The 11,759-nt window shown below is 45.1% G+C and carries 8 protein-coding genes; 6 read left to right on the forward strand and 2 right to left on the reverse strand.

Translation table 11 applies throughout. From position 1 onward, the window contains the following. The first annotated feature begins 19 nt into the window (after positions 1-19). Positions 20-1,222: a methyltransferase gene (locus FLM53_RS13460; RefSeq protein WP_176681647.1), complete on the forward strand. Its 1,203-nt coding sequence runs from the start codon at positions 20-22 to the stop codon at positions 1,220-1,222. Positions 1,223-1,380: 158 nt separating this feature from the next. On the opposite strand, the gene ald is transcribed toward FLM53_RS13460, so the two are convergent. Then, entirely contained in the window at positions 1,381-2,505 is a 1,125-nt protein-coding gene (ald, locus tag FLM53_RS13465) for an alanine dehydrogenase (protein WP_017630266.1), read from the reverse strand. A gap of 156 nt (positions 2,506-2,661) precedes the next feature. Here ald and lrp point away from each other — a divergent pair, with 156 nt between their 5' ends. The 5 genes from lrp to serS all read left to right on the forward strand — a co-directional run bounded on the left by lrp (position 2,662) and on the right by serS (position 10,001). Then, complete coding sequence (gene lrp / locus FLM53_RS13470; protein ID WP_004734558.1) at positions 2,662-3,156, forward strand: leucine-responsive transcriptional regulator Lrp; 495 nt, start codon at positions 2,662-2,664, stop codon at positions 3,154-3,156. Between the two features lie 163 nt (positions 3,157-3,319). Then, on the forward strand, positions 3,320-6,454 hold the full coding sequence (locus FLM53_RS13475; RefSeq protein ID WP_176681646.1) for a DNA translocase FtsK: 3,135 nt from the start codon (positions 3,320-3,322) through the stop codon (positions 6,452-6,454). Between the two features lie 81 nt (positions 6,455-6,535). Then, positions 6,536-7,132: an outer membrane lipoprotein chaperone LolA gene (lolA, locus tag FLM53_RS13480; protein WP_017630264.1), complete on the forward strand. Its 597-nt coding sequence runs from the start codon at positions 6,536-6,538 to the stop codon at positions 7,130-7,132. 63 nt (positions 7,133-7,195) lie between these two features. Then, positions 7,196-8,551, forward strand: a complete 1,356-nt coding sequence (locus FLM53_RS13485) for a replication-associated recombination protein A (protein ID WP_256099373.1) — start codon at positions 7,196-7,198, stop codon at positions 8,549-8,551. A gap of 142 nt (positions 8,552-8,693) precedes the next feature. Beyond that, positions 8,694-10,001 carry a serine--tRNA ligase gene (gene serS, locus FLM53_RS13490; RefSeq protein ID WP_176681644.1) on the forward strand — a complete coding sequence of 436 codons (1,308 nt, stop codon included), beginning with the start codon at positions 8,694-8,696 and terminating at the stop codon, positions 9,999-10,001. Between the two features lie 110 nt (positions 10,002-10,111). Here the strand turns inward: serS and FLM53_RS13495 are convergent, their stop codons facing one another. After that, positions 10,112-11,758 (reverse strand): response regulator, encoded by a 1,647-nt coding sequence (locus FLM53_RS13495; protein ID WP_176681643.1) that lies wholly within the window; start codon positions 11,756-11,758, stop codon positions 10,112-10,114. Position 11,759 lies beyond the last annotated feature (1 nt).

Below are 11,759 nucleotides of genomic sequence, written 5' to 3' on the forward strand. Positions count from 1 at the left end.
ACGCACCATAGGGGGAAGCATGCATTCACGATTTAAAACACTCGACTCATTCTTGTTAGAGCACCAGGTTTACTGGCGTTCAGAGCCTTTCCACTTATGCCAAACTCAGCAACAACCTTGGGTTGATGTGAATCGCCCGCTTGTCGATTGGTTGGATAGATTGAGTATTGAGAATATTCAGATTCTAAAAGAGCAGCCTCAAGTGTTGGCCGAAGAGCTTATTGGTTTTCTTCCCGAATTAGAGGAGGCGAATCAAAGCATTCAGTTCACTACCAAAGCTCTTAAAGGGTTAACACTTCCACGAGGTACTGAAGATGGTATTCCAGGAAGAAAGCTACAACAGATTGTTTCGATGGGCGAGGCTTCGCTTGAACATCATCATGGCAAAGAGTGGTTGGAGTGGTGTTCTGGAAAGGGTTTCCTTGGTCGAATCTTATCTCAACAATCTAAGCAAAAAGTGACCAGTTTCGAGTGGCAGCAATCGCTGTGCGAAAGCGGCCAAAAGATTGCAGATGCACAACGTCTAGAAATGACGTTTGTTCAAGGTGATGCGTTTTCTAAAGGTGCAGATAAGGTATTTAATCCAAACCAACACGCTGTAGCACTGCACGCCTGTGGCGATCTTCATGTTGAGTTAGTTAAAAAATCTGTGTCACATGGGCTGCCAGCAGTCACTATCTCCCCTTGCTGTTATCACCTTATTCGTGAAGAAAACTACCAAGCTATGTCATCAGTGGCAAAGGCTTCGGCTTTAACATTGAGCAAGAGTGATTTACGAATCCCACTTCAAGAAACGGTTACTGGTGGTGAAAGAGTAAAGCGACATCGTCAGTTAGAGATGAGCTATCGTTTGGGCTTTAGCCAACTGCTTAAGTCTGAACTAAACATCGATGAATACATCCCAGTACCGAGCATCAAAAAATCAGAATTATCTGAAGGGTTTGAATCGTTTTGTCAGTGGGCATCTGAAATGAAAGAGTTACCACTTGGTTCGGATATCGATTTTGAATTCTATTTTGCTCAAGGCGAGAAACTTTTCTGGGAAATGGAGAAGCTGAGCTTAGTTCAGCAAGTTTTCAGGCGACCATTGGAGATATGGCTAGCTTTGGATCGCGCTCTTTACCTGCAAGAGCAAGGCTATGAGGCAAGCATCGAAGAGTTTTGTGAACGCAGTGTCACGCCTCGAAATTTGTTGATTCATGGTGTTAAGAGCGACCGATAGATCTCAAGAGTATAAGGCAGGCCGTTGATCATAGTTCACGAGCGATAGTGCTATAGATACAAAAAGCCAGTTCGACAAATGTCGGACTGGCTTTTTTAATGTGTGTTGTAACTGAACGTTTCAACGAGAAAATTTACGCTCAGTTAGTCATTACATCATTAGTTAAACATTGCGATAGCTTCTGCTGGGTCTACGTATTCTAGGTCAAAGCTCTCTGCAACTTCTTTACAAGTCACTTTCCCGTGGATTACGTTTAGACCTTCTAGGAAGCCTTTATCAGATAGAAGTGCTTCGCGGTAGCCTTTGTTCGCTAGCTTAACAATGTAAGGAAGTGTTGCATTGTTTAGTGCGTAAGTTGAAGTACGAGCAACGGCACCTGGCATGTTAGCAACACAGTAGTGAACTACATCGTCAACGATGTAAGTTGGGTCTGCGTGCGTTGTAGCGTGTGAAGTTTCGAAACAACCACCTTGGTCGATTGCAACATCAACAACCGCTGAACCTGGCTTCATCTTAGCGATGTGATCTTTTGTAACAAGCTTAGGAGCCGCTGCACCTGGGATTAGTACTGCACCAATCACTAGGTCTGCTTCTAGAACATGCTTCTCGATAGCGTCTTCAGTAGAATAAACTACTTTTGCGCGACCTTGGAATTCTTCATCAAGGCGACGAAGTGTATCTACGTTACGGTCAAGAATTGTAACATCTGCGCGAAGGCCAACAGCCATACGTGCTGCGTTAGCACCTACAACACCGCCGCCAACAACAACAACTTTTGCTGGTTCAACGCCAGGAACGCCACCAAGAAGAAGACCACAACCACCGTTAGATTTCTCTAATGTTTGTGCACCTGCTTGAATAGACATGCGACCAGCGACTTCAGACATTGGTGCTAATAGTGGCAAGCGACCCATATTATCTGTTACAGTCTCATAGGCTACGCAGACAGCTTTGCTCTTGATCAGCTCTTCAGTTTGTGGAAAATCTGGTGCAAGGTGTAAATAGGTAAATAATATTTGCCCTTCGCGAAGCATAGCTCGCTCGACAGCTTGAGGTTCTTTAACCTTTACAATCATCTCTGCTTTCGCGAAAACGTCAGCAGCAGTAGGAAGAATGGATGCGCCTACAGCGATGTAATCATCGTCTGAAAAACCGATACCAGTACCGGCATTGGTTTCTACAAAAACTTGGTGGCCGTGTGAGATAAGTTCTCTCACGCTAGCTGGGGTCATACCAACGCGGTATTCGTGGTTTTTGATTTCCTTAGGTACGCCAATGATCATCCTGACTCCTCATTTTATTTTGGTTGTTTTATCTATGTGTAGGGTAATTCTGTCGAATTAATATCTAGTATAGATATGTTCAGATAAAATTTGATACTGAATATTAAAAAGTTGTAGTATATTTTTTTGCAAGGAAGTAATAAGGTGGAATAAAAAATGGCAGACAATTATAAGAAGCCGTCCAAGGAACTAGATCGTATTGACCGCAACATTCTTAATGAGTTGCAAAAAGACGGTCGTATCTCAAACGTTGAACTCTCAAAACGAGTAGGACTTTCTCCAACTCCATGTCTTGAGCGTGTTCGTCGTTTAGAACGTCAAGGTTACATCACTGGGTACACAGCATTGCTGAACCCTCAGTACCTTGATGCTTCACTTTTAGTGTTTGTTGAAATTACTTTGAACCGTGGTGCGCCAGATGTGTTCGAACAATTCAACACCGCTGTTCAGAAACTTGATGACATCCAAGAGTGTCATTTAGTGTCGGGTGATTTTGACTATCTTCTAAAAACACGTGTATCGGATATGGGTGCTTACCGTAAGTTACTGGGTGATACGTTACTGCGTCTACCAGGCGTAAACGACACTCGTACCTACGTTGTAATGGAAGAAGTGAAACAAACTAATCAACTTGTGATTAAAACTCGTTAATCACAATTGGTGAAATGAAAGAAAGCGGACTTTTGTTCCGCTTTCTTGCTTTCTGGAATTGGGTTTTTCGGTTTGATATGGTTAAATCAACAGTAGTTTCATTGAAACGAGCGGCGTGTGCCGCTCGCTATGTTTTTATCCCGTTTAATTATTAAGTTGGTTTATGTTCAAGCAGAGCAGTAATAAAGTAGAAACAATCATTAAAACGAGTGAAGAGCCTCAGTCTCCTCGTTTGAATGGTTCTCAACGTCTTAAAGAGTGCAGCCTGATTCTGGGTGTTCTCTTCTCTATTCTACTTGCCGTTGCGTTATTAACTTTTAGTCCTGCAGACCCATCATGGTCGCAAACGGCGTGGGGTGGTGACATTCAAAATGCCGGTGGTTACCTAGGTGCATGGTTAGCGGATACGCTGTTCTTTGTATTTGGTTCTTTGGCTTACCCTCTGCCTATCTTAGTCACGGTTGCCGCGTGGGTATTGTTCCGCAAGCGTAATGAAGATGAACAGATCGACTTTATGCTTTGGGGCACTCGCTTACTTGGTCTTACTGTCCTTATTCTTACTAGTTGTGGTTTGGCGGATATCAACTTTGATGACATCTGGTACTTCTCATCAGGTGGTGTAGTCGGTGATGTATTAACTAGCCTTGCACTTCCAACTCTGAATGTTCTGGGCAGTACGTTAGTTCTTCTTTTCTTATGGGGCGCTGGTTTTACTCTGCTAACGGGTATTTCTTGGTTAAGCATTGTTGAATGGTTGGGTGAACGTGCGATCAAGCTGTTCACGTCCGTTGTAAACAAGGCGCGTGGCCAAGACCAAGAGTTGCTTGAGCCTCAGTTAAGAGAATCAGCAGACCGTGATTTAATTGAAGAACGTCACCAAGAGCCAACTTACCGCGACGTTCCTGCTATAGAAGACAACAAACACTCAACAGAGCAAGATCCACTTGATCCTGCACTGAGCTTCTCTGCGACCAATGATGCGTCAGATGCGGCTGCAAGTGCGCTAGAGAGTGCTGCGACACCGAAGCGTCATTACAATATTCACATGCCCGTTGAGGCACAGGCTAAGCAAGAAACTTCAGCTCAAGAAGAGTCTCAGATTCAGTGTCAACCTCAAGTTGAACCTGAGCCGATCCCTGTAGCGCCGGTTTACCAAGCACCAGAAGAGCCTTTAGAAGAAGGTGTTGAGCGTTCTAAGCAGCTTAATGCCACTATCGAGCAGCTAGAAAACGCCGCTATGTATGAAGATGACCTTGCAGAGCAAGAACAGGTTGACGCGCATGAATCTCAGGTCGCGTATCAGCAATACATGCAGAATGAGCAACAGGACGCGGCTCCTACAGATACGGATCTTGAAAGTGCAGAACCAGAAATCAATAGCTCGCCAGAAGTAACGAGTGAATTCGATGCTGAAGATGTTCAGCCTGAATCTCTATACGCTTCACCAATGGGTGAGCCAGAAGGTACGCTACAAGATGATTTGTCTGCACAAGCTTCACCGTTTGATGTGGTTGAAGAGCAGAGTGACGAACAGGTTTTCGCTCCTTCAGTCCCACAGACTGAAATCGAGCAAGCTGATGAGCAATTTGAACCTTTTTCTTACCAAGAAGAAGATTCACAGCCAACAGAACAAAGCCTAGAGCCAGCGATTGATCTTCCTTGGGAAGAGGTGACAGAAGATGAGCCTCTAAACCAAGATAAAGACGTAGAAGCATTCCAAAGCATTGTCTCTGAAGCGCAAGCGAATATGGCGGCGGCACAGAACCCGTTCTTGGTTCAACAAGATGTTAACTTACCGAAGCCTGCAGAGCCTCTACCAACGCTTGAGCTGTTGTTCCACCCTGAAAAACGTGAAACCTTCATCGACCGTGACGCACTAGAAGCGATTGCTCGTTTGGTTGAATCGAAACTTGCGGATTACAAAATCAAAGCCGATGTCGTCGACATTTTCCCAGGCCCTGTGATCACTCGATTTGAGTTAGATTTGGCACCAGGTGTGAAAGTAAGCCGTATCTCAGGCCTTTCTATGGACTTGGCGCGTTCTCTGTCTGCATTAGCAGTGCGTGTGGTTGAAGTTATTCCAGGTAAGCCTTATGTGGGCTTAGAACTGCCGAACATGAGTCGTCAAACGGTATTCTTCTCAGATGTTGTGGGTAGCACTCAGTTCCAAGAAGCGAAATCACCAACGACAGTGGTTCTAGGACAAGACATCGCGGGTGAAGCGGTGATTGCTGACCTATCGAAAATGCCTCACGTTCTTGTTGCGGGTACGACTGGTTCAGGTAAGTCGGTGGGTGTGAACGTGATGATCTTGAGTATGCTATATAAAGCATCTCCAGAAGATGTTCGCTTCATCATGATTGACCCGAAAATGCTTGAGCTATCAGTTTATGAGGGTATTCCTCATCTGCTCTCTGAAGTCGTTACTGACATGAAAGATGCGTCGAATGCGCTTCGTTGGTGTGTAGGCGAAATGGAACGTCGTTATAAGCTCATGTCGGCGTTAGGTGTTCGTAACATCAAAGGCTACAACGATAAACTTAAGATGGCCGCTGATGCGGGTCACCCAATCCATGATCCATTATGGAAACCGGGTGACAGCATGGACCCAGAAGCGCCATTGCTAGAGAAGCTGCCTTACATTGTGGTTATCGTCGATGAATTTGCCGACCTAATCATGGTGGTAGGTAAGAAGGTTGAAGAACTGATTGCGCGTTTGGCACAAAAAGCACGTGCGGCGGGTGTTCACTTGATTCTTGCGACTCAACGTCCATCGGTAGATGTAATTACGGGTCTAATTAAAGCCAACATTCCAACGCGTGTTGCCTTTACCGTATCAACTAAAACCGACTCTCGAACCATTCTTGACCAAGGTGGCGCTGAATCGCTACTTGGTATGGGTGATATGCTATACCTACCGCCGGGTTCTAGCCATACCATTCGTGTGCACGGTGCCTTTGCATCGGATGATGATGTACACGCGGTGGTGAACAACTGGAAGGCACGCGGTAAGCCAAACTATATTGACGAAATCACTAACGGTGAACAAACTCCTGAAACCTTGCTTCCGGGCGAGAAGATGGAAGGTGATGAAGAAGTCGATCCTCTGTTTGATCAAGTAGTAGAACACGTTGTTCACTCACGTCGTGGTTCGGTTTCTGGCGTACAGCGTCGATTCAAGATCGGTTATAACCGCGCAGCACGTATTGTCGAGCAACTTGAAGCGCAAGGTATTGTTAGTGCGCCGGGCCATAACGGCAACCGAGAAGTCTTGGCTCCAGCGCCACCAAAAGATTAGGTCTACACGCCCTATGAACTTATGCCCATTAAGTCGGTCAAATCGAGAATATGACCGACTTATGTTTTAACAGGATTATTGATGAAAAAAGTATTCGCACTTTTATTTATGAGCTTCTCAGTGTTTGCTTCTCCGAAAGAAGAGCTGAGTAGTCGTTTGGCATTGAACGCAGGTTTTAGTGCGGACTTTAAACAAGTCGTGACCAGCCCTGATGGTGATGTAGTAATGGAAGGCGAGGGTACAGTAGAGATTGCTCGTCCTAGCTTATTCCGCTGGGAAACCACTTTCCCTGATGAAAACCTATTGGTATCTGATGGCCAAAGCTTGTGGTACTACAGCCCGTTCATTGAGCAAGTGAGCATTTACTGGCAAGAACAAGCGACATCACAAACGCCTTTCGTACTGCTGACTCGCAACCAAGAAAGCGATTGGGATAACTACAACGTCGCGCAAACGGGTAACCAATTTACGCTAACGCCAACGGCAGTGGATTCTAACCAAGGTGATTTCCAGATTAACATCACCGAAAAGGGCATTGTTCAGGGCTTTAACGTGATTGAACAAGATGGCCAGAAAGGTGAGTTTACTTTCAGTAATGTTGATTTAGGTAAACCATCAGCAGACCGCTTTACTTTTGTGGCGCCAGAAGGTGTCGAGGTCGACGACCAAAGAAATTGATCCAAACAGGCAGATCGTTTGGTCGTAAGTCGATAGGCATGATGCCATCAACGAATCAAGAGATTGCAATTGAGTAATTACAGCTTAGATTTTGCAGGGGACGAAGATTTTCGTCCCCTTGCTGCTCGTATGAGACCTGAAACTGTTGAACAGTATATCGGTCAGCAGCATATATTGGGTCCAGGTAAACCACTTCGCAGAGCGTTGGAAGCGGGCCATATTCACTCCATGATTTTATGGGGGCCTCCGGGTACCGGTAAAACTACGTTGGCGGAAGTGGCTGCAAATTACGCCAGTGCAGAAGTGGAGCGTGTATCAGCGGTAACATCGGGTGTGAAAGACATTCGTATCGCCATTGAGAAAGCCCGAGAAAACAAACAAGCAGGACGCAGAACGATTCTGTTTGTGGACGAAGTCCATCGCTTCAATAAGAGCCAGCAAGATGCCTTTCTTCCTCATATTGAAGATGGCACGGTTACGTTTATCGGCGCGACTACAGAAAACCCTTCTTTTGAATTGAACAACGCTTTGTTGTCACGTGCGCGTGTCTACAAACTGACTTCTCTCAATACTGACGATATCTCCCTTGTTATTCGCCAAGCGATTGAAGATAAACAGCGTGGATTGGGTGATGTGTCTGCTGACTTCGCTGACAACGTCTTAGATCGCCTCGCTGAACTGGTGAACGGTGATGCGCGTATGTCGCTCAACTACCTCGAACTGCTGTACGACATGGCAGAAGACAACGATAAGGGCGAGAAAGCGATAACGCTGCAGTTACTCGCTGAAGTCGCAGGTGAGAAAGTCGCTCGTTTCGATAACAAAGGCGATATTTGGTACGACCTAATCTCTGCGGTTCACAAATCGATTCGTGGTTCGAACCCTGATGCAGCACTGTATTGGTCGGCGCGAATGATTGCTGCGGGCTGTGACCCTCTGTATATCGTAAGGCGTTTATTGGCGATTGCTTCTGAAGATATTGGTAACGCCGACCCTAGGGCGATGCAGGTTGCGATGTCGGCTTGGGATTGCTTCACTCGTATTGGCCCTGCTGAAGGAGAACGTGCGATTGCTCAAGCGGTTGTTTATTTAGCATGTGCACCAAAGAGTAATGCCGTTTACACCGCTTGGAAGCAAGCGTTAACCGATGCACATAACCTTCCTGAGTATGAAGTGCCTCATCATTTACGAAATGCACCGACAACTTTGATGAAGGACATGGGCTACGGGCAAGAATACCGCTATGCTCATGACGAACCGGGTGCCTACGCGGCTGGCGAAAAGTATCTGCCTCCTGAAATGGGAGAGAAACAATACTATTTCCCAACAAAACGAGGCTTAGAGACCAAAATTGGCGAGAAGCTAGATTATCTGGCGGATTTGGACGCAAAAAGCCCACAAAAACGCTATGAAAAGTAGTCTTTTTTGGATATCGTTACCTAGTCATAAAATTTATATTAAATCGTTAAAAGTTGGTCGAAATAGCACCAGTTTTAGGGGTTTAGCAGTGATTCAGTAGCAAACTACTGAATATTCAAATAACTAAAGCATAGGATTAGCAATGCTGGATTCTAAATTACTTCGAGCTGAGCTGGATGAAACAGCGGCAAAATTAACACGTCGAGGCTTCGCCCTTGATGTAGAGACAATTCGTGAACTTGAAGAAAAACGTAAGTCCCTTCAGATGAAAACTGAAGAGCTGCAAGCGTTACGTAACTCTCGATCGAAGTCCATTGGTCAAGCGAAAGCAAAAGGCGACCATGAAGAAGCTGAGCGTATCCTTGCAGAAGTAGGCAACTTAGGCGCAGAACTAGACCAAGCTAAAGTAGCATTGGCTGACCTTCAAGCTGAGCTAGAAACGATCACAATGTCTATTCCTAACCTTCCTGACGCAGAAGTGCCAGATGGTAAAGATGAAGACGATAACGTAGAAGTTTCTCGTTGGGGCCAACCTAAGACTTACGACTTCGAAGTTAAAGATCACGTTGACCTAGGCGAAATGTCTGGCGGCCTTGATTTTGCTAGTGCAGTTAAAATCTCTGGTTCTCGTTTCATCGTGATGAAAGGCAAATTTGCACGTCTACACCGTGCTATTGCTCAGTTCATGTTGGATCTTCACACTGATGAGCACGGCTACACAGAAATGTACGTACCGTACCTAGTGAACCACGATAGCCTATACGGTACTGGTCAACTTCCTAAGTTTGGTGAAGACTTGTTCCACACAAGCCCGCTAACTGAGCAAGTAAGTGACGTACCTCTTAAGACTCTGTCGCTTATCCCAACTGCAGAAGTACCGGTAACGAACATGGTTCGTGACACGATTACAGATGAAGCTGAACTGCCACTTAAGATGACAGCTCACACACCATGTTTCCGTTCTGAAGCAGGTTCTTACGGCCGTGACACTCGTGGTCTTATCCGTATGCACCAATTCGACAAAGTTGAACTAGTACAAATCACTAAGCCAGAAGACTCAATGGCAGCTCTTGAAGAGCTAACAGGTCATGCTGAGAAAGTACTTCAACTTCTAGAGCTTCCTTACCGTAAAGTGATTCTATGTACGGGCGACATGGGCTTCGGTTCTGCGAAAACTTACGACTTAGAAGTATGGGTTCCAGCACAAGAGACTTACCGTGAAATCTCTTCTTGTTCAAACATGTGGGATTTCCAAGCGCGTCGTATGCAAGCTCGTTTCCGTCGTAAAGGCGAGAAGAAACCTGAACTTGTACACACACTAAACGGTTCTGGTCTTGCTGTAGGTCGTACTATGGTTGCTATTCTTGAGAACAACCAAGAAGCTGACGGCCGTATTGCTATCCCAGCAGTACTTCAGCCATACATGGGCGGTGTAACGCACATCGGTTAATCTAATTATTTAGCGCCTCGCGCGAAATAGATTATTTAAAAGGCTTTGCTGTAATGGCAAAGCCTTTTTTATATGCGACAGTTATTTAGAGAAGCTAATTCAAAGAACCGTTACATAAAAGAGAAGCTGGCGTTAGCAGCAGTATCTGCTTGCTTACACGCTAGAAGAGCCTTTCGGTAGTAGCTTTGATAGTTGTTTTTTGTCAGCTCATCAATGGTATAAAGCTGGGTGATCACTTCATCACATTGCTTGATGATAGTAAGCACTTGCTTAGCACCCATAGAATCTGGCCAAATTACAGAAAGCAGTTTCACGATGTTCATACAGACGTTTTTGATCATCGGGCAGCGCTTATGAATGTCTAAGTAAGCCACGAGCACCAGTTTATAATCTGATTGGCCTTGCTTAATGCTGATGTTTTTCTCTTTAAGCCATGTCATTTTTTCTGTGTTACGATTTTTCATCTCAGCACACATCGTCATCTGACTCGACACAACGGTTTCGTTTGCTGTCTTGATGATCAACATGCCGCAGCGATTCTCAGCGACTTTGAATTCGTTCTCACAACTCATTCTGTCCAACAACCATGCATGGTGATAAATCACAGGAAATGCGTTGAAGTCATTCTTGTCGTGCAGTGCGGTCAAAATTGTCACCGCCTTTTGATACTGCTTGGATTCCATCGCGATGTGAGCTGCTATCAATGCCAAGTCGGTTTGAAGTCCAGATCTTGCCTCGGTCGGGATCTTAGAAATTAGGTAATTGACCTGATCCAAATTCGCTTGTCCATCAATGCCATCAGACGCGCAATAGAGCAAGAATCGAATATGATTCAACTTCATGTACAAGTTGTCACGGAAGGTGTCTCTGTTGATCTGCACGTAGTTTTGATAGTGAAGTAGCGCAGCTCTCGAGTTATTCACCGACAAACATAGATTCGCGATTGCCAACTCTCGCTCTGAGTTTCCAGGGGTGAGTTCGCTCGCCAACTTAAAATGTGCAATCGCCGCAGGAATCTTGTTGCTGATCAGATTGACCTGAGCGGCTTGGTCTCGATACAAAGTGCTGGTGGGCGCTGAATCAATCAAGCTTTCGATCATGCGTTGTGCTTCATTAAGCTGGCCTAAGTTCGCAAGGCTGTTCGCTAGCCCAGCTTGAGCCCAATCGAAACTGCCTTCATCAAGCGCTTTTTCATAAACACGCTTAGCTTCGTCGTAGAGTTCAAGCTTTGATAGAAATCTTCCACGGAACTGTTGAATCGTCGCGAAATATTCTGGATGGAATGCGACTAACTCTTCGCAAAATTCTAAACCCGCTTGGTAGTTGTTCTCTCTTTCAGCCTTGTAGATATTCTGCAACACCAGCTTCTTTTTTAGAGAACTGGTAATACGTTGCTTCAACGTTTCGCGGTTGAACGGCTTTAATAGGTAGTTATCTGGTCGAAGCTCTAAGATAGGGCGGATCGACAAAGCCGAATTCTCGCCTGTTACTAGGATAAATATCCCGTCATCTTTTAATCTTTTGGATTGCTTCAACTCTTCAAATAGCTGTTTGCCGTTGATGGTGTTGCCAAAATTATAATCGCAAATGATCACATCAAAGGTTGTATCACTGGTGAGAGCCATTGCTATACGAGGTGACTTAGCAATTGAAATCAAACGCTCTGAAAAGCCAATATGAACCAGCATATTGCGAATAGTGGATAACACTATCGCTGAGTCATCAACGATAAGTGCATTTAATTGAGTTAATTTCATG

This window comes from Vibrio sp. Scap24, from assembly GCF_013394185.1.
GTDB lineage: Bacteria > Pseudomonadota > Gammaproteobacteria > Enterobacterales > Vibrionaceae > Vibrio > Vibrio pomeroyi.

Bases quoted from the DNA above. Each gene is read 5' to 3' on its own strand.
- FLM53_RS13460 (WP_176681647.1), top strand. From the start codon at position 20: ATGCATTCACGATTTAAAACACTCGACTCATTCTTGTTAGAGCACCAG.
- ald (WP_017630266.1), bottom strand. From the start codon at position 2,505: ATGATCATTGGCGTACCTAAGGAAATCAAAAACCACGAATACCGCGTT.
- lrp (WP_004734558.1), top strand. From the start codon at position 2,662: ATGGCAGACAATTATAAGAAGCCGTCCAAGGAACTAGATCGTATTGAC.
- FLM53_RS13475 (WP_176681646.1), top strand. From the start codon at position 3,320: ATGTTCAAGCAGAGCAGTAATAAAGTAGAAACAATCATTAAAACGAGT.
- lolA (WP_017630264.1), top strand. From the start codon at position 6,536: ATGAAAAAAGTATTCGCACTTTTATTTATGAGCTTCTCAGTGTTTGCT.
- serS (WP_176681644.1), top strand. From the start codon at position 8,694: ATGCTGGATTCTAAATTACTTCGAGCTGAGCTGGATGAAACAGCGGCA.
- FLM53_RS13495 (WP_176681643.1), bottom strand. From the start codon at position 11,758: ATGAAATTAACTCAATTAAATGCACTTATCGTTGATGACTCAGCGATA.